Origin of the sequence: Psychrobacter sp. Sarcosine-3u-12, from assembly GCF_002836005.1 — a bacterium.
GTDB lineage: Bacteria > Pseudomonadota > Gammaproteobacteria > Pseudomonadales > Moraxellaceae > Psychrobacter > Psychrobacter okhotskensis.
Genome location: NZ_PJBY01000099.1, coordinates 34,724 through 54,421 on the forward strand (window position 1 = coordinate 34,724; position 19,698 = coordinate 54,421).

17 protein-coding genes are annotated in these 19,698 nt (G+C 42.0%); 11 read left to right on the forward strand and 6 right to left on the reverse strand.

Features of this window, described 5'->3' with window-relative positions:
• Positions 1-158: 158 nt before the first annotated feature.
• Positions 159-1,220 (forward strand): pirin family protein, encoded by a 1,062-nt coding sequence (locus tag CXF65_RS07905; RefSeq protein ID WP_101211655.1) that lies wholly within the window; start codon positions 159-161, stop codon positions 1,218-1,220.
• A gap of 127 nt (positions 1,221-1,347) precedes the next feature.
• Here CXF65_RS07905 and CXF65_RS07910 read toward each other — a convergent pair whose 3' ends face one another.
• Complete coding sequence (locus tag CXF65_RS07910) at positions 1,348-2,451, reverse strand: alkene reductase (RefSeq protein WP_025651894.1); 1,104 nt, start codon at positions 2,449-2,451, stop codon at positions 1,348-1,350.
• 494 nt (positions 2,452-2,945) lie between these two features.
• On the opposite strand from CXF65_RS07910, the gene CXF65_RS07920 reads away from it, so the two are divergent.
• Positions 2,946-3,989, forward strand: a complete 1,044-nt coding sequence (locus tag CXF65_RS07920) for a hypothetical protein (RefSeq protein ID WP_025651893.1) — start codon at positions 2,946-2,948, stop codon at positions 3,987-3,989.
• A gap of 132 nt (positions 3,990-4,121) precedes the next feature.
• On the opposite strand, the gene CXF65_RS07925 is transcribed toward CXF65_RS07920, so the two are convergent.
• Positions 4,122-4,928, reverse strand: coding sequence for a DUF3592 domain-containing protein (locus tag CXF65_RS07925; protein ID WP_157824065.1), 807 nt, complete (start codon positions 4,926-4,928; stop codon positions 4,122-4,124).
• A gap of 249 nt (positions 4,929-5,177) precedes the next feature.
• Between CXF65_RS07925 and CXF65_RS07930 the strand changes: the two genes are divergently transcribed.
• The 7 genes from CXF65_RS07930 to CXF65_RS07960 all read left to right on the forward strand — a co-directional run bounded on the left by CXF65_RS07930 (position 5,178) and on the right by CXF65_RS07960 (position 10,670).
• Complete coding sequence (locus CXF65_RS07930; RefSeq protein ID WP_101211658.1) at positions 5,178-6,197, forward strand: lipoate--protein ligase; 1,020 nt, start codon at positions 5,178-5,180, stop codon at positions 6,195-6,197.
• Positions 6,198-6,425: 228 nt separating this feature from the next.
• Positions 6,426-7,574: a PAAR domain-containing protein gene (locus tag CXF65_RS07935; RefSeq protein ID WP_101211659.1), complete on the forward strand. Its 1,149-nt coding sequence runs from the start codon at positions 6,426-6,428 to the stop codon at positions 7,572-7,574.
• On the forward strand, positions 7,555-8,025 hold the full coding sequence (locus tag CXF65_RS07940) for a hypothetical protein (protein ID WP_025651889.1): 471 nt from the start codon (positions 7,555-7,557) through the stop codon (positions 8,023-8,025). Before CXF65_RS07935 ends, CXF65_RS07940 begins: the two co-directional genes overlap by 20 nt.
• An 11-nt stretch (positions 8,026-8,036) precedes the next feature.
• Positions 8,037-8,582 (forward strand): hypothetical protein, encoded by a 546-nt coding sequence (locus tag CXF65_RS07945; RefSeq protein ID WP_025651888.1) that lies wholly within the window; start codon positions 8,037-8,039, stop codon positions 8,580-8,582.
• 171 nt (positions 8,583-8,753) lie between these two features.
• Entirely contained in the window at positions 8,754-9,284 is a 531-nt protein-coding gene (locus CXF65_RS07950; protein WP_101211660.1) for a hypothetical protein, read from the forward strand.
• Positions 9,271-9,840 carry a hypothetical protein gene (locus CXF65_RS07955; RefSeq protein WP_101211661.1) on the forward strand — a complete coding sequence of 190 codons (570 nt, stop codon included), beginning with the start codon at positions 9,271-9,273 and terminating at the stop codon, positions 9,838-9,840. Before CXF65_RS07950 ends, CXF65_RS07955 begins: the two co-directional genes overlap by 14 nt.
• Before the next feature lie 20 nt (positions 9,841-9,860).
• Complete coding sequence (locus CXF65_RS07960) at positions 9,861-10,670, forward strand: tetratricopeptide repeat protein (RefSeq protein ID WP_101211662.1); 810 nt, start codon at positions 9,861-9,863, stop codon at positions 10,668-10,670.
• Between the two features lie 72 nt (positions 10,671-10,742).
• Here CXF65_RS07960 and CXF65_RS07965 read toward each other — a convergent pair whose 3' ends face one another.
• A complete protein-coding gene (locus CXF65_RS07965; protein ID WP_101211663.1) occupies positions 10,743-11,945 on the reverse strand; it encodes a serine hydrolase domain-containing protein in 1,203 nt (400 codons plus the stop codon).
• A gap of 165 nt (positions 11,946-12,110) precedes the next feature.
• Between CXF65_RS07965 and CXF65_RS07970 the strand changes: the two genes are divergently transcribed.
• Positions 12,111-12,869 carry a lysozyme inhibitor LprI family protein gene (locus CXF65_RS07970; RefSeq protein WP_101211664.1) on the forward strand — a complete coding sequence of 253 codons (759 nt, stop codon included), beginning with the start codon at positions 12,111-12,113 and terminating at the stop codon, positions 12,867-12,869.
• Positions 12,870-12,907: 38 nt separating this feature from the next.
• Here CXF65_RS07970 and CXF65_RS07975 read toward each other — a convergent pair whose 3' ends face one another.
• From CXF65_RS07975 to CXF65_RS07985, 3 genes are all read right to left on the reverse strand, one after another.
• On the reverse strand, positions 12,908-14,122 hold the full coding sequence (locus CXF65_RS07975) for an IS256 family transposase (protein ID WP_101211665.1): 1,215 nt from the start codon (positions 14,120-14,122) through the stop codon (positions 12,908-12,910).
• Positions 14,123-14,289: 167 nt separating this feature from the next.
• Positions 14,290-15,246: a hypothetical protein gene (locus tag CXF65_RS07980; RefSeq protein ID WP_101211666.1), complete on the reverse strand. Its 957-nt coding sequence runs from the start codon at positions 15,244-15,246 to the stop codon at positions 14,290-14,292.
• Positions 15,247-15,396: 150 nt separating this feature from the next.
• Positions 15,397-17,532 (reverse strand): NADPH-dependent 2,4-dienoyl-CoA reductase, encoded by a 2,136-nt coding sequence (locus CXF65_RS07985; RefSeq protein ID WP_101211667.1) that lies wholly within the window; start codon positions 17,530-17,532, stop codon positions 15,397-15,399.
• 324 nt (positions 17,533-17,856) lie between these two features.
• On the opposite strand from CXF65_RS07985, the gene CXF65_RS07990 reads away from it, so the two are divergent.
• The gene (locus CXF65_RS07990; protein ID WP_101211668.1) at positions 17,857-19,521 is read left to right on the forward strand and encodes an AMP-binding protein; all 1,665 of its coding nucleotides are present in this window, start codon (positions 17,857-17,859) and stop codon (positions 19,519-19,521) included.
• Positions 19,522-19,698 lie beyond the last annotated feature (177 nt).

Below are 19,698 nucleotides of genomic sequence, written 5' to 3' on the forward strand. Positions count from 1 at the left end.
TTTCTTATCATAAGCCGCTTGATATTTTTGAAAATAAAACAAAATAAACACTATATATTCATAATTAATTATATATTAAGATGTCATGACAAACTGCTGTCTTAACAAACTGCTGTCATGACAAAATTAAATATAAACGTAGGCTTGCGAGGTGAACAATGCGTGCAATTAAACATATTCATGGTGACAAAGCGCCGCATTGGGTAGGTGACGGTTTTTATGTAAAAACCTTGATCAACCATCTTGAGAATGATCCCAATTTTAATTATAGCCATACCGACCCTTTTTTATTGTTTGATTATGGCGAGCCGACGAAATTTGCGCCCAACCCCGATTATCACGTACAGCCTCATGGTATCGGACAGCATCCGCACAAAGGCTTTGAGACTGTCACCATTGCTTACTCTGGTGAAATCAGTCATGTGGACTCAACGGGTGGCAATGGTGTTATCTTCGAAGGTGATGTGCAATGGATGACCGCAGGGCGTGGCATCTTGCATGAAGAGTTTCATTCGCAGGATTTTGGTCAGCGCGGTGGCGTCTTTAGTATGGTGCAAATGTGGGTGAACCTCCCTAGTGCTAACAAACTGACTGACCCGAAGTATCAAACCATCAGGCGTGCAGATATGCCGGTTGTCGAGTTGCTGGCTGATAGCAATGCTGGCGTCCAAAAAGAAGTGACCAGTCAAAAAGCTGTTAACAACCAAAGAGATTCTATCAACCAAAGCGTGATTGGCAAAGCGGCTATTATCGCAGGTGATTGGCAAGGGACAACCGGCGCTGCCAGCACCTTTAGCCCTATTAACTTATGGGATATCGAGTTACAGGCAGCAGGATCGACGACGCTACAGATACCGAACCTTCATAATGTTTTGTTATTGGTGCAAGAAGGCGAGCTGTTGGTCAATGGTACGCACGTCGTAGCTGGTCAACTGATTCAGTTTGTAGCGCCTAGCAAAACCCGCACAGACTTACAAAATGAAAATACCTCTATAATCACGACCGATGCGGCAGTCAATACGGATACTACGGACACTATTGAATTGGCTTATCCAGCAACGGCGGAGGCGGAAAAAGCAGTAGCACCCGTTAAATTATTGCTGCTGAGCGGGGAACCTATCGGCGAACCTATCGCCAGTTATGGCCCCTTTGTCATGAATACTCAAGCAGAATTAAAACAAACGTTTCGCGATTACCAAACGGGGAATTTTGGTAAATAGTTAAAACGCTAAATATAGTCAAAAAATAAGTATAAAAAAGCCATCCTACTAATGATAGTAAGGTGGCTTTTTATTGTTTATAACGCTATGACTCATCTTTTCAGCATTAAGGCTGATCGATGCGACTTTACGCTTGGTTCAGGAACGGATAATCAGTGTAGCCAACCGTGCTGCCACCATAGAAGCTCTCTGGATGCTGCTCGTTGAGCGGTGCGCCCTCTTGAATACGTTCAGCGAGATCAGGGTTGGCAATATAATCACGACCGAATGCTACCGCATCGATATAGCCTGCTTTGATGTTCTTCTCAGCTTTGTCCGCATCATAGCCACCAGCGGCAATAATCAGTTGACCAAAAGCATTACGTACGTTTTGGCGGAACTCATCGTTATAAGGCGTACCCCCTGCCCAGTCTGGCTCTGACAGATGCAAATACATTAGACCACGCTTGTTGATTTGCTCAATCAGCCAAATGTTATCGTCTTCTTCGTAGCCTCCCTCAACATTGTTGAACGTGCCAAGTGGTGAAATACGAATACCCACGTGATCAGCATCCCATGCCTCTACGCAAGCATCAATCACGTCCAAGGTTAGACGCGCGCGGTTTTCGCGGCTGCCACCGTACTCATCGTCACGCTGATTGGTATGCTCGGCCCAAAACTGATGCAGCAAATAACCATGCGCGCCATGAATCTCAATACCATCAAACCCCGCTTCCTGCGCGCACTTGGTTGCATGTGCAAAGTCAGTAACCACTTGCTGAATCTCATCAAGACTGGCTGGGCGCGGCGGCGTGGCATCCGCGCGAATGGCTTGGTTGTCACTATCACGCAATGAGGTACGGATACCTACATCGACATCTGAGGCTGAAATTGGCGCACGGCGTTCAGGTTGTACGCTTTCATGTGAGACAAGTCCTGTGTGCCATAGCTGGACGACGATCTTGCCACCTTTAGCGTGGACATTGTCAACGATGGCTTTCCATGCAGTGACTTGATCTTGAGTATGTAGCCCTGGTGCGCCTGCATAGCCTTTTGCTTGAAACGATACTTGCGTCGCTTCAGTGATGACAAGGCCCGCCCCTGCACGCTGCGAGTAGTACTCTGCTGCCCATGTGATAGGGACATCGCCTGGCTCAACGGCACGCAGACGTGTCAGTGGGGCCATCATAATGCGATTTTTTAGCGTTTGTGTGCCCATTTTTACAGGCTCAAATAAAATATCGTGTGCCATAAGGTTTCCTATTTTTACCAATTATAAAAATTATTTATAGTCAAAGCATGTGTTAAAAGTGCTTATAAGAGCATAGGTAAATATGCTTTTATTGGTTTTCTTTATAAGGGATAGCTGCGGTTATTATAAGGGACAGCTGCGGTTATTCAAGGAAAAATTACAAACAAAAATACCGATATGGCATGATATCGGTATTGATAATACTCATTATTCAAGTCCTCTTATGATGATATTAAGCAAATGACTTTAATAATATTGGCTGATTATGTCATCAGCTGACATAGCCGCTGTATACTGACACTATTTAGTCGACAATGGTTATGATGGCTACCATTTTTAGGACGTACTCAAAGGATACCGCATATGCAAAAGACCACATTGTCACTCATGATGGGAGTAAGCCTATTATTTGCTATGAGCGCTTGCCAACCTCCATCTGATATGAAAAAAACTCAGACAACTCAGATAACTCAGATACATTAAATAAGTCATCAATGTCCACGCAAACGGCAAAACAGCCAAGCACGCAGCCATTAATAGAAGCAAAAACGCCAAGAGCACTCACTAATGCATTGGTCGCATTGTCTGAAAAACAGTTAACAAATAAGCTGGTGTGCACTAAGCTCAGTGCTTCTATGAAGGACATTGATAACAAAAGTAAAATTGAAGATATTCATGGTATCCAACGACAATTAAATGCTTGCTTGCCAATGACTGCGAACGTCGAAATCCTGCAATGGCTAACAGAATATCAAGCACTGTACGGACGTTTTTTGGGTTCTAATGATTCTATGGACTGTGCAAGCTTTCACGATGTAGCAGAGACTATAAATCAAGGCAAACAATTATCCGTTGAACAACTAAAAGCACTGAGCCCACGTAAACGATATCTTAGTGAATTGGTGCAGAGTAACGCTGACGTTAGCGTGCTGTATGTAGGCGAAGGCATCTTCAAATTTCATCATAATCTAAAGGCGATGGCAGACCTATTTGTCCCTTATCTACCTGCAGATCAAGCCATATTTATTCAACGTATGGCAAAAGACAATCAGGATATTTTTTGGAATGATGGTGCGGTGGCGGTGTCTTTTGACGAGGTGATGGCCCGTGCTGTGTTTTGGGAGAACTATGTTAAAACATACCCAGATAGTTACTTTACTGAAGATGCTAAAAATTTATTTGCGACGTACCGTTATGTACTGTTTTACGGATCCAACAATACCCAATGGACAGATGACTCTATACATGAGTTTACTGATCCCAAGTACAAGCAAGCCATACAGCAGTTAGCCAAGCGTCCGAGTAGTATCTTGGCTCAAGACGCGCACACTTTTCTTGATTTTATGGCGTTGTCCGATAGTAAGCGTAAGAAAAAGTATCCCGTGCCAAACAAGGATGATAATGGCAATAAGATAGACGACTGGGAGATTCCCCGCTATCAATTAACAGAAGTATTGCAAAAACCTTCGCCATGGAAAACGGATGGTAATAGAGACTGTTTAACTGGCGTGATTTGTGTCGACTATAAGGTTGAGTGAGATGGTGCATTAATCCCTAGTAGCGCTGGCGTCAATCCGTATGTGTTTATCACAGGACTTGCCGAGCGTAATATGGCGGCTATTCTTCAGGAATATTTTGCATAATAAAGGAGAGGTTTATGAAGAACACTCTTATTCAAAATGAATACCCCAGTTATTGCGAAGCGATTCTAGCTTGGGAATGACGCATGATTGATATTCATTGTTCGCCGCTACAAAGATCGGAATATCATCCCCTGTTCTTTTATCACTTATAATTGAGAAATCTGTGGTTAACGATTCCCCTATCACTTTATTGCCACTTCTCGTTTCATATTCATAATGCACGATGACGCCTTGTCCAAAATTGATAATAGGAATGGCATATTTTGGCATCATAGAAACGATACGCGCCGTAGCGACTTGCCCGTACTTGTATAGCTTTAGCTCTTTTCTGGTACTAATAAATAAATAAATTAAAAATGGCAGGCCAAATAGCATAAACGGTATAGGTATCAGAAAAAGTAGCGCCACTGGAAAGCGGTAAGGCTGTAAATTCTGTATGATTGATTGACCATTTAGTTCTTTAATAGCGAGATTATCGCCAACTTGGAGCCCTTCGATTCTTTCACCTTCCAGAACTTTGTATTTAGACCTAACTGCCTCATTATTTTTGAGGTACTGGTATGAGATGATTGTCGGATGAACATCGTTTATGGTTACGTTGCTTTCGACCTGAATATCAGTGACTTCAGCGCTCGTTTCTATACCTTGAGAGTCGATTAACTCATAGTCTATTTTTGGACTGTCATTACCCGTAAAAGAGAATATCAGGGTAAAAATAACGAACATCAGCAAGGCAAAAAAAGAAAATAGTAATCCAAAAAACAGTGCAATTGGCTTCTTTTTTAGAAGGCTCATGATAGTAGAGAACTTGACTTTCCTTGGTGTACTATTCATTTTTGAGTGTCACTATTTTAATAATGAGTGTTTTATGGGCGATTCTACTACGTTATAAAAAACCATTTTAGTAGGCATTAATCCAATATAAAATCGCTCAAACTTATGTTAGGTAGCATTATACCTAGTCACTCCATAAAGTCAGTAAAAGTTATAGATTTTTTTGCCAACTTTTTTTGTTATTTTAACTCGCATAAAATAGTTGTTAATTTTAAAACTCTTAAACTCATACCTTAAAAAAGGACAAACATGAAATTGCGCATCTTAAAGTCTGCGGTGACCAATCCTTGGTTCAATCTTGCCACTGAGGACTGGATATTTAATACCCTCAATCCCGACTCGCACACGCTATTCTTATGGCGCAATAGCGAAACCGTGGTCATTGGGCGCTCACAAAACCCATGGGTAGAATGCAAAATCGATAAAATGGAAGCAGACGAGGTGTTTTTGGCGCGGCGTCAAAGTGGCGGCGGCGCGGTATTTCATGATTTGGGCAACACCAACTTTACTTTTTTGTCGCCCAAGCACACGTATGACCAAACGGCTAATTTTACCATTATCATCAACGCACTAAAAAAACTGGGAATAGACGCCACGCTATCTGGTCGTAATGATATGCAAGTGGGCGATCGAAAAATATCAGGCAGCGCCTTCAAACACGCCGCCGATCGCAGCTTTCATCATGGCACATTACTGGTCAATGCCAATATGCAAAAGCTGGGCGATTATCTCAATCCGCATCCCCTTAAGCTCAAAGCCAAAGGCATCAAGTCCGTGCGTGCGCGTGTCGCCAACTTGGTTGAGTTTAATGCAGACATCAATCACGAGACTTTATCCGAGGCGATTATCGAGGCGTTTTGCGAATACTATCGTGACACTGATTATGGCGACACTGCGCCAGTAGAAGAATTGGATGAAGCCAGTCTCGCCAAGCAACCTAACCTGAACAAATACTATCAGCAAATGGCAGATTGGGATTGGCGTTTTGGTAAAACGCCTGAATTTACCCATCACATTGAGACGCGCTTTGATTGGGGCATTATTGACTTGCACCTTGATGTCAAGCAAGCAGTGATACGCGAGGTGGTTATCTTCTCTGACGCGCTAAACGTGGAATTGATTGATCTATTAAAAAACACGCTGACTGACGCTAAATACAATAAAGTCGATATCAAAACAAAGCTTGGTGAATTAGGTAGAGCGCATACTGAGTTAGCTGCGCAGATTGAGGATGTTTCTAAGTGGCTAACTAATGAGATAGAAGGTTAGATTTTTGCTTGTTATTAATACCTTAGATTAACAAATAAAGACTCTCAATTTGTTGCTACCGTCAATCATTCTAACGCTTTTATAATTTGCGCAGGCTAATCTCACTATATAAATCCTACCTTTAGTTAAACTTAAGTTTGATATTTAACGCTGTAGCCCTCTATAATGTCAGGCAAATAATAGATTCAATGAGAATCTAAACTTTGGGCATTTAAGCAAGGTAGCACTATGGCAGCCTATATCACCGTTGGCGCAAAGACCTCTCATGGTGGGACGGTCATCTCCGGCTCACCGCATACTACTCATAACGGTATCCCAGTCTCGCGTAAAGGCGATAAAGTCATCTGCAAGAAATGCAAAAAGGTGACCACTATTCTTAGTGGCGATGCTTCTTTTATCGTCGATGGCGCACCCATCGCACGTGGCGGCGATGTCACCAGCTGCGGCGCTAAACTGATTGCTAGTCAGCAGTCATTTGCAGAGTCAGGATTTGATGTGATGGGAGTTGAGCAGGCTGAGGTAATAAGGCGAGAGGCTAAAGAGTATTTCGATAAGATAATGGGTAATGACACATATAATGATGTTATTCAGCTTATTGATGAATTAACGAAACAGCCACTAAAATCACTAGAATATATTATTGAGCATGCTCAAGGATCAATAAGTGGCAAAACAGATGAAAATGGAAATACTGAAAAAATTGAGTTGTCACAAGCTGAACAAATAAAAATAAAAATACCCAGTATAGGTAATAGTACGTCGGACTTTAAAATTTTTGCACATACTCTAACGCCTATACCTGATAACACGGCTAAGCAGTTTGGAATACAAACTAAGCGAGCTTTAACATCAGGCGAAATCAGTATGGCAAGTTTAGTTTTTGCTAATTCAATTGATTATACTGATGTCTATATTCATAACGATGAATTCTTACCTTTTGGATTACAGAACGACGATACGGTAATGACGCCAAATGGCGAGATTTATTTTCCTAAAGGCTTGTATAGAGATGATTTTTCAAATTTAGTACCTCAAGATGCAGGCTTAAGACATCTATTCATACATGAGATGGTACATGTCTGGCAGCATCAGTTGGGCTATTCTGTGATGATAAAAGGCGCTCTATTACACCCGTGGTGTAAATTGAATGGGTGTGATCCTTATAACTACGTGTTAGAAAATTCTAAGACATTGAGCGACTATAATATGGAACAGCAAGGCGATATTATTGCGGATTATTATTCTTACTTTCATGATACTGATATCGATAGAATTGTGAGTCAATCAGGTATGCTTTATAGAACAAATCAAGATATTTATAAAAGCATACTCTCAAATTTCATAAAGGACTCTTCAAATGCAAATTTACTACCGTAAAATTCAGTCATTAACCCTTATAGCGGCGCTATTTTCTTTAGTTGCCTGCGAAAGTAACCCTTCTCATAGACCACCGATTGGTGGAGCTATTGGTTTAGTAAATACCGATGAAAAAGGCCTGTGTTTTTTACCAAAATTTGAAACCGCATACTTAACATCAACCAAGAAATATGATGATTTAAAGTTTATAAACTTATCTTATGTGGATGTAGTACTTGGAAACGACCCATTATCTAATAAAAAAATTTGGCAAGCATCGCCAAACTCTCAAAAATACTATAAATTAGAAGAGGGCGAAAGTATCTGTATGAATGATGATTTACTAGGATTGAAAAAAAGCGAATATGCAAATTTGACTAACGACAAATACACAGTAGTAATAGGTGGAATGGATGATAAGGAAAGATATAGATTAAGATTTATTGAAAGATTTGAATATCCTATAAGATAAGCAGGCTTCACTTGTATATTAAAACCTCATATCTCTCAATATTACTTTTTTTAACAATCAGTACGTTGGGTTGTCAGAAAAAACTAGTCTACGTTGCTCCGCAGATCACGGGTCAGGTCATTGATAAGCAAACCAATCAGCCTATTGAAGGTGTCAAAACTGTGATCAATCGTCAAGCTCTTGACTACACTGATAAACAAGGTCGATTTACTGTTCCATTTACTACAGTTGAATATACTTTCAACGAACCAAGTTATCAGGAGAGTAGGTCTAGGCGAGGTGCGAGTCTTGCAATATTTAAAGAAGGCTATGAATATAAGTCATATACGAATGGAGGATTAGCTTTCACGACTAGCGCCGATGGTCAAAAAAGATATGTCAATATGGGAAAAATTTACCTGATGCCAGTACCAGCTGGTAAAGAAGCTGAGTATAAAACTGAATACTTGACTGTAGGTTATTGTAAGCCTACTCAATCTCAAAGAGAAGTCGACTGCATACCTGTAACAGAAGGTAAAACGTATGAGCAGGTGAGTCCAAATCAGCCTGTTCAATAGCATTTTCTAACGAGGTTTTAATGTATCAAAGGAAAATCACGCCTTTAATTCAGCCTTTATTACTGGCTAAAATACTATTCAGTGGTTTGTTAGCTTCTGCTTGTTCAGCGGAATCATTGATTTATGGTTATCAATGATTAAAGTTGTCCCATTAGTAAGTAGAGGTTAGGTATGAAAATACAATTATTATCTGGACTATGTTTATTATCAGCTTCATTAACTTCTTGTCAGGCAGAACCTACTACTACGCACTATCTAACGCCTATTATTACTGGCCAAGTACTAGATAAATATACTAATCAACCTATTACTAAAGCTAATGTTTTATATACAGGTAACACTTACACGCAAACCGATGAAAACGGTTATTTCAGGCTTCCTGCAATTACAACTAGTGATGATGTCTCTGATAGCGCAGAATTGAGTGAGATGGATATTTCGATTAACAAGAAAAACTATGAGGGCAAAACCTACTCGAACTTCGGTATTCAAAGAGTAAAGATAGTAAGCATTTCTGAAGTGCCTGAATATATTCATATGGGTGAATTGTATCTAGAACCGTTACCGAACAATGTAGGAATAGAAAGCAGTTATAAATATGAACAGTACATAGAAGACATGCCTTACTGCCAATCTAATGAGTCGCAAAAAGAGGTAAATTGCATTCCAATACCAGATGGAGTAAACCATGAAGATGCTTAATAAAGTCAGCTTATTTAGTATCGTTTGTCTGACAGCTTTGGTAACTACTTCTTGTACTGCACAAGAGCCTGAAGTGCTTTATGTGACGCCTTCTATAAAGGGTAAGCTCATTGACAGGCAAACTGACCAGCCCATTAGTAATGTTAAGGTTTACTTAACAGACAACATTCAAAGCACCTCTGATGACACAGGTCGCTTTGAGCTGCCTACTATGCAAAAGATAGATACAGATGAGATGGGCGCAGATTATTTTAAAGCTATAGCTAAAGATGCCAGTGTCATGATTGATACGCAAGGCTATCAACGACGTCTGTTTGCAATTGATGGTATGGCACAATTTAAGGGTAATGACTCAAAGACTCCCGTGACAATTGATCTGGGAGACATTTATTTAAAACCCTTACCTGCTGGTATACATCGCTACGGAACCGTATTTGAATATATAGATAGCATGCCATACTGCAAGCCGACTCAATCTCAAAGAGAGGTCGACTGCATACCTGTAACAGAAGGTAAAACGTATGAGCAGGTGAGTCCAAATCAGCCTGTTCAATAGCATTTTCTAACGAGGTTTTAATGTATCAAAGGAAAATCACGCCTTTAATTCAGCCTTTATTACTGGCTACAATACTATTCAGTGGTTTGTTAGCTTCTGCTTGCTCAGCGGAATCATCAAGCATATCTGTATTATCTAATCAAAGCACCCCTACCGAGATATACAAACTTGGGCTAGCCTACTACGAGGGCGACTCAGTTCCTGAAGATGATGACAAAGCTTTTAAACTGTTTCAAGAAGCTGCTACTCAAGGCTATGCACCTGCTCAACATCATATAGGCATTATGTATCACGAAGGTATTGGTGTAGATCAAGATTATCACAAAGCATTTGAGTGGGTTCAGCGAGCTGCTATACAAGGATATTCTCACGCTCAAACCGACCTAGCTATTATGTACGAAAGTGGAAAAGGTATTGATCAAAACTATAAAAAGGCCATGAAGTGGTATTTGTTATCAGCTAATAATATAGATCCTAGTAGTGCTTCTGTCGATGCTCAAGGAAATATTGGTACGATGTACTATTTTGGTAGAGGCGTGCCGCAAAGCTACACCAAAGCATTGGGTTGGTACAGAAAAGCTGCCGCTCAAGATTCAGATATGGCACAGCTTAATGTTGGTGGTCTCTACGAGAATGGTTACGGCGTTCCACAAGACTATGATGAAGCATTTGAATGGTACAAAAAAGCCGCGGATCAAGGCAATCAAGAAGCCAGTAATCGTATCGGTAGGTTGGTTATGAATGGTAAAATCGACGATGAAAGTATCGTTATTTATAGCACCCAAGAAACTGGTCTCACATTAGGTGATATTGAAAAAATGAGCCAATGATAATGACGGCTGTATGAGCCAGTTGTTGTTAGCTCATACAACCACTAATTGATGAAACATCCAACAACCCCATCACTCCGCCAAACCATCTAAAATCACTTTAACCTCAGTAACATATTGACCCAAATCTGGCTCCAAATGAAATCCCTCTATTGGTGTGGGCAAACCTTTCTGCTTGCCAAGTCTGACGATAATCACGTTCTCTTCGGGCAGCACTAATACTCTCTGACCTAAATGACCCAGCATGGCATAAAACGGAATCGGACTGTCCATATCCGTCCACACCGAATGACCGTAAACTTGCGCTTGCCCGTCTGCAAATGCTGCGGCATTGGGCGTAATCATAAACTTAACATGTTCTTTACTGAGTAGCTGCTCGCCTTGCCACTCGCCACCGTTTAATAATAGCTGCCCAAATTTGGCAAAATCTAAAGCGCTGGCATTGAGACAGCAATATACTTTTTCGATGCTCTCTGAGCCATCAAGCGACCAATAAGCGTCGCCTTGCATACCGAGTGGTTGCCAAAACTTCTCTTCTAGATAACTAGAGATGGTATAGCCATGCGGCTCTAAAGCACGCGACAAAGCTATGCCAAGCATTTGCGTATCGCCGGACGAGTATTCAAACTGGTCAACACAAGGCTCAACAAAGTCACGATTGACCATTTGCTTAACTAAATCATGACCATAATACGATTCGGCTGTAGGATTGATAGGAAAGTAATAATCTTCCGTCCAATCATAGCCCGAAGTCATCGCTGAGAAATCTGCGAGGGTACAATTTTGCGCATACTTGTTATCCGCATATTCAGGTAGCCACTTGGTAATTGGCTCATCAACGCTTGATATATAGCCATCTTCCACGGCTTTGAGATACAGCATGGTGGTGACGGTTTTTGCCATCGAGAAGCTGTTGGTATGCGAGTCGGCACTGTAACCTTGCCAATAATTTTCGTACAGCAGCTTGCCATCTTTGATAATGGCAAAGGCAACGGTTTCGTCAGTATCCAAAGCATTTTTCAAGGTAGGCGTAAGTTTGACTTGCCCAAAGTTAGCATCTTTGTCCCATTCAATAGTATCTTTTGCGCGGATAGTACGGTTATCAAAATCGATATAATCATCGATATTGGCGGTATTTTCACCTTTCAGATAAGTGAGCTGTAAGCCACGAAAAATATAAGCGTTGCCTGTCACCACTAAGCCTAAGCTGATAATAATGAGTAGCGCTACGATAGGCAAAACGATCCATTTAAACAGGGTCTTTAACACTACCATTATAAAATCCTTTTTTATGGCGTGAGTGATGAGTACGATTGAGTGTTGCTGATAGGTTTAGCATAGCATTTATAGGTTATTTAATAGTGACAATGCTATATTCATATTCAGCTTTAGAACAATAGTATCAATTTTCGAAATTAAGCATTAAACGATGAGAATAACATGAAAAAATCAGCCGTAGCTATCATTACCACTTTAGGTGTTTGTCTACTATCTACTTATGCAAATTCAGCAAGTTTTGATTGTAAAAAAGCGACTACTTGGGTAGAAAAAACCATTTGCGAAAGCACTGAGCTATCCAAGCTTGATGAAGCGATGGCAAAGAAATATAAAAATGATCTCATTAACGAGTCAAATGATAAAGACAGTAAAGATTGGGTGATTTATGAGCAACGAACATGGCTAAAGTTCCAACGTAATACCTGTAAAGATACATCGTGTCTTATCCGTGAGTATAAAGAGTATATTGAAGAAAAAAGTCATGATGCTTTGTCTAAAAGTGATTCAAGCAAGCCGAATCGTTCCGATTTACCTAGCAAAAATGCGTTTGGTAAATTTTCAGAGTCTACTCAAATCTCAATGTATAATCCAGATACTGAGCGTTGGGATGATGCCGAAGAAGCTGAAAACTCTATATCCATTCATAAAGTCGCTAACAAGCCTTACCTTGCCATAATTGAAGGCGTTTTAATTTTTACCAATGCGCATACCTGTGAGATTGAAGTTAGTAAGGCAACATGGTCACAGAATCACTGGGTTATCAGTGATGAGCAGCAAAACGAAGCTACTGAATTGCATTTATACCCAGCATCTCATAAAGGCAAAACGCAGTTAGTGTTAACAGATCCTGATAATCAATTTAGAGAGCGGCATTGTGGTATGCGAGGTTATTTTGACGGTATTGTATTAGAACGTGAGTAAAAAGAGTGAGACCATCCCAAATTCTGTGTAACTGCCATTTAGATTAAATGCTTACTAATACGATCATCAAACATAATCATAAAGCGATTTAAAGCAGACGTCCAGTTACGAATGGGCATAGACCACTTTTTGGATGCCTGCTGAGTTGCTAAGTACACCACTTTGAATGCTGCCTGATCAGATGGGAACACCTTACGCTTATTCACCGCTGTCCGAATCACACTGTTTAGCGACTCTATCGCATTGGTGGTATAGATGGCTTTTCTGATGTCTTTAGGGTAATTAAAGAACACCGTTAAGCCCTCCCAGTTATTGCGCCAAGACTTAACCACGTGCGGGTATTTCTCGCCCCACACCTCATCAAAGTGCTCAAGATTGGCCTCTGCCATCTCAAGCGTATCAGCGCCATAGATGGCCTTTAAATCAGCCGCTACGGCCTTCTTATCCGTCCATGGTACGAACTTCATTGAATAGCGCACCATGTGTACGATACACAGCTGAACCTGTGCCTTTGGATAGACGGTGTTGATAGCATCAGGGAAGCCCTTTAGACCGTCAACACAAGCGATTAAGATGTCTTGCACCCCGCGGTTTTGTAGTTCAGTGAGAACACCCAGCCAGAACTTAGCGCCTTCATTCTCTGATAACCACATACCAAGCAGCTCTTTTTTACCGTTAAGAGCAACACCTAGCGCTAAGTAAATGGCTTTGTTGATGATCTGCTTGTCTTGACGTATCTTCACGACGATGCAGTCCAAATAGACGATAGGATAAACACTGCTCAGCGGCCGGTTCTGCCAAGCGGTGATGTCCTCTAATATGTTATCGGTGACTCTTGAGACAAGAGAGCTTGAAATGTCGACATCGTAGAGCTCTTTAATGCTCTCTACAATCTCGGTGGTGGTTTGACCCTTGGCGTAAAGGAATATGATCTTGTCATCAAGACCTGAGATACGGGTTTGATGCTTACTGACCAGCACAGGCTCAAAGCTGCCACCGCGGTCTCTTGGGGTGGATATCTCAAGATCGCCTGTGTCACTGCGGACGGTCTTTTTAGTGTGGCCGTTGCGCTTATTGGGCTTGTCTGCCTTCTCATGTTTAGGGTAGCCGAGATGCTCTTCCATCTCAGCCTCTAAGGCAGTATCAATAAAGGATTGCATGAGCTGCTTTTGGAAGTCTTTGATGTCATCGAAGCTTTTCATGCTACCAGCCATTTGCTCGGCCAGTTTTTTAATGTCAGATTGAGTAGTCATTGCTTATTCTCCAGTTAGTGGATTATAAGCAGTTACACAAAGTTTGGGAAACTCCCAAAAGAGTTTGTCTGTTCGAACTTTCGGAGCAACGATAAGCTAAACTTTATCTATATTGAAATTAAAAATATTAAGTCAAAACGCGGGGTTAAAAACCCAGCCTACGCTTGCTAATCGCTATAACTTTCTCTACATTTAATTTTAGTCTCCAGTATCTTTTCGAGATGCTTAATAAATACTTTAGTCTCAGGTCTACTATGCTCGTCAGTAATCACTAAACCTCCTATCGAGACATAGCAGACACCACCAAACTTGGTGGGTAGCAGGTTATTCCAACTACAGTTAAGATCTTTTTCTAGTTTTACCGTTTGCCAATATTCCGACAGATAATAATCTCCTGCTAAAGATTGCCACGTACAAATTTGAGATTCAGTTATGCTTGATCGTATCGCTAATGGGGTCTGAAAAAGGGCTTCTTTATGTAGTCCATCAAATGCTCGGACAACAAAGTCAGCGGGATAATCTGAGAACATATCTCTTTCCCTTGATCGTCGCATATCTTGTGCCTGCTTCGTCTGGAAGGACTCAATAGAGCTAAGAACCATTTGATCCGCCATTTTAGCTTCCATATCTCTTATGGGCTTTGAATATAAGGCATCTAAAAGCCCTACGTCAGTCAACCATATTGACAAACAGCCAATAATTCTTTCATCGTCTTCCTCTCTTACGCCACCATACATACTGACGCTGATCCTACAATTATCAAATACCCATTCACAGTGTTCTACTACATTATCACTATAGTAATGGCTATCGGAGGAATAGTCTGACCCTTGTCCTAAATAGGCTATAAGCTTTTTAATAACTTGTTGCCTATTTATCAGTTGTGCTGGAATATTAATCCATATTGAATCAATCAGTCGGTCATCATCTACTGCACTAAAATGACAGTGAGCAACATTAAGAGTCCAAAAATTAGGTAGTTTTATGGTGACTACTTCAGGCATGTAACTTACCTCATCAGAAAGAGTTATCGTATCTTTCTCAGGGAGTTGAGACTTAACGTCAGCTAACTTGTCACCCCATTTAAAATTTACGTCACCAAATTGAAAGTTTTCTTTTCTCATACCTCTTATCCTTTACCCAAATAGTGATTTAAAGACAAATATAACTTTTTGCGATCATCTATATACTGAGCAAGTGTATATTATCTAACAAAAAAAACGGCAAGATAATTAATCTCGCCGTTTCTGTATTCACTACAAAAAATCAAACCCTCAAATACTCGCCGCAACCTCAGCACCATCACGAATCGCACGTTTGGCATCCAATTCAGCGGCAAGCTTTGCACCACCGATAAGATGATATTGCGCGTCCGGTGCATCACCGACATTTGGCATCAGCTCAACGACAGACTCTTGACCGGCACAGACTACGACGCTATCGACTCGGAGCAGCTGAGTTTGACCTTGGTTATTGGTAATCCAAACACCTTCATTGGTGATTTTATTGTACTGCGCACCCGATACTTGGATGACACCGTGCGATTTGATATGGGCACGATGTACCCAGCCCGACGTTTTATTCAGACCACTACCCAAGCGACCTTTGGTACGCTGCATCAGATAGACTTGGCGGATAGGTTTGATGGCTTCAGGCTTAATCAGTCCACCATCAGTTTGATAGTTGGTATCATTAGTCACGCCCCACTCTTCACGCCACTCTTCGATAGACTGCGCTTTTGGACGATAGCTTGGATCTTTTAATAATTCAGGACCAAGTTCATCTAATGGCTGACCATGTTTGGCGGTCAGATATTCACTGACGTCAAAGCCAATACCGCCTGCACCGATGACCGCGACAGTCTCGCCAACTGATTTTTCACCGGACAGCAATTCAGCATAGCTCATCACTTGTGGCAAATCAGCACCTTCCAGCTTACCTGCTAAGCTTCTAGGAACAACACCAGTTGCGACGATGACATGATGGAACTTGGCTTTCTCAAGCATGGCTTTATCGACTTTGGTATTGAGTTTAATCTCAACGCCTAAGTGCTCAAGCTCATTGATATAGTAGCGAATGGTCTCAAAGAATTCTTCTTTACCAGGGATGACTTTGGCGTAATTAAACTGCCCGCCTAAGATGTCTTTTGCTTCAAATAAGGTAACGTCATGCCCACGTAGCGCGGCAACGTGAGCCGCTGACATACCAGCAACACCACCACCGATGACGGCGACTTTTTTCGGCTTTTTGGTTTTCTTATAAACCAATTCCGTCTCATAGCAGGCTTGTGGATTGACCAAACACGTTGAGCGTTTATTTTCAAAAGTATGATCAAGACAGGCTTGGTTACAGGCGATACAGGTATTGATGCGATCGGCTTGGCCTTCTTTAGCTTTGTTGACCCAATGCGGATCCGCTAAAAACGGACGCGCCATTTGAATCATGTCCGCCTGACCACTGGCGACAATCTCTTCAGCCGTATCGGGCATGTTAATACGGTTGGCCGCCATCATCGGAATAGTGATATGCTTTTTAATTTCAGCGGTAAAGTCCACAAAAGCGGCACGCGGTACGCTGGTTACGATAGTCGGTACACGGGCTTCATGCCAGCCGATACCCGTATTCATGATGGTTACACCCGCTTCTTCTAGCGCCTTGGCAACGATGATAACTTCATCCATGACGTTGCCGTCTTTGACCAAATCAATGACTGACAAACGAAACAGGATAATAAAATCTTCACCAGTCGCCGCGCGTACTGCTTTGACGATATCAACAGCGAATTTCATACGATTTTGAATGTCACCGCCATACTCGTCCGTTCGTTTATTGACATGACGCGATAAAAACTGATTCAGCAAATATCCTTCTGAGCCCATGATTTCAACACCATCATAACCCGCCTGCTTAGCCAATTTTGCAGAGCGAGCATAGTCTTCGACCGTTTGCTCGATGTTTTTGATGCTCATCTTACGGGGTTTAAATGGCGAGATTGGTGACTTAATCGGGCTTGATGACACCACAAATGGCTGATAGCCATAACGACCACTGTGCAAGATTTGCATAATGATTTTGCTGTCATGTTTATGCGCTGCACGAGTGACACGCTGATGATTAATCACGTCAGCTTTACTGTTCATCGTGCCACCAACAGGCGACAACCAGCCTTCGCGATTGGGCGCAATACCACCCGTAATCATCATCGCCACGCCGCCTTTGGCACGCTCTGCGAAGTATGCTGCCAGCTTACCGTAATTATAAAAACGGTCTTCAAGCCCTGTGTGCATCGAGCCCATAACCATGCGGTTTTTAAGCGTGGTAAAGCCCAAATCTAACGGCTCAAATAAATGCGGATAGTGTTCGTTGGTGCTGGCGGTGTCAATCGTATTGGCAGTGCGGCTGGCGGTCATGTCATTTTCCTTATGAATAATTTGCTGGGAGTGCTTCGTGAGAATAGTGATGCTTTGCAATTTAGGAATTTAGCGTTACCGCTATCGTACCACACCGCTATTATTATCAGCTATGCAGACAAACGACTGATCAGTGAACACTAAGCCAATAACCGAACTAAATGACCTGTCTTAGAAAGAAGCTGACTGGTAGATGGTTAAAAAAACGCCACAAAACCCGCCGAATTTTTGCTTGTGACTGTCTATAATTAACAGTTACTGCTACAGTAGTTTCAATACATATTGCCTCACTGCATACCAGAACGACGATAAAGGACTATCATAATGACTGACTTTCACACCGGTCTTGGCAAAAATGCTGCCAATCATCAACCACTTACCCCTATTGATTTTATCATTCGTAGCGCACAAGTTTATCCTGACAAAACCGCCATCATCTATGATGACCTTGAACATAATAATCTGACCCAAAGCTGGCAACAGACTTACGATCGTTGCAGGCAACTGGCGGATGGTCTGCGTAAATTGGGCATTGATAAAAACGACACCGTCGCGGTTATGCTACCGAACACCCCAGCGATGGTTGAGTGCGCGTTTGGAGTGCCGATGTCAGGCGGGGTGCTTTGCACACTCAATACCCGTCTCGATATCAACGCGCTGACTTTTTGCTTACAACATTCAGAAGCCAAAGTCTTAATTTTAGACAGCGAATTTGCTGAGCATGCTGAGATAATTGACGAAACTTTTCCTAACTTAATCATCATTCATGCAACCGATGAGGCGATTAAGGTTGAGCGTTTTGGGCAAATGACTTATGACGAGCTACTTGCCAGCTCCGACAGTTTAGACAATTGGGAAAAACCATTAGACGAATGGGATGCCATTGCCCTCAATTATACCTCTGGCACAACTGGCAAACCCAAAGGTGTGGTTTACCATCATCGTGGTGCGACACTGAATGCCCTCTCCAATATCTTAGATTGGGATATGCCTAAGCATCCTATGTATCTATGGACGCTGCCATTATTTCATTGTAATGGCTGGTGCTTCCCGTGGACTATCGCAGAGCGGGCTGGCGTCAATGTCTGTTTGCGTCAGATAAATGCCGATTTGATTTTACAGCTGATTGCCAAATATCAAGTCAGCCATTATTGTTCAGCGCCTATCGTTCACAATATGATTGCTGGCGGTAAACCGGAGTATCAACAAGCGATTACCCATAAGGTTAAGGGCTGGGTTGCCGGTGCGCCGCCATCTGAGACTATGCTAGCAAAAATGGAAGCGATGGGCTTCGATATTACTCATACTTACGGTCTGACCGAAGTATATGGGCCGGTCACCGTCTGTGCAGAACAAGAAGAATGGGATACGCTTGATGTCGCGGCCCGTGCGCAAAAGAAATCACGTCAAGGGGTCACGTCACATTTGATGACTGGATTTGAGGTCTTTAAACAAGGCACCACTGAATCCGTTGCTGCTGATGGCGAAGAGATGGGCGAGCTGGCACTGCGCGGTAATATGGTAATGAAAGGCTACCTAAAAAGTCGTAAAGCCACCGAAGAAGCCTTTGCCGACGGTTGGTTCCGCACCGGTGATTTGGGCGTCAAATATCCTGATGGCTACATCAAAATCATGGACAGGCTCAAAGATATCATTATCTCAGGCGGTGAGAACATCTCTAGTATCGAAGTCGAAAACGTTTTATATAAAATGCCTGAAATCCAAAGCTGTGCCGTCGTCGCCGCGCCGCATGATAAATGGGGCGAAGTACCCGTCGCCTTTATCGAAATTCATGAAGGCAGCACCTTACAGCGCGATACCGTCATGGAGCATTGCAAACAGCATTTGGCGGGTTTTAAAGTCCCTAAATATATCGTGTTTGCAGAAATTCCAAAAACCAGCACGGGTAAAGTACAGAAGTTTGAGCTGCGTCAAGCCGCCAAATCATTGGCACATGAAACGCCTAAAGTCACGGCCAGTACTAAATAATAGCTTTTGAGAAACTTGCGCTTTGAGCAACATGCATAAAAAAGGGTCAGTCTAATCATTAGGCTGACCCTCTTTTCTTTAATTAAAAACATAAAACTTATTATTATAGGCGGTCCGCCATAACATGAACACAGAGATACTGGTATTAATTTTGCGCAGCCTCTGTCTGCATAGGCA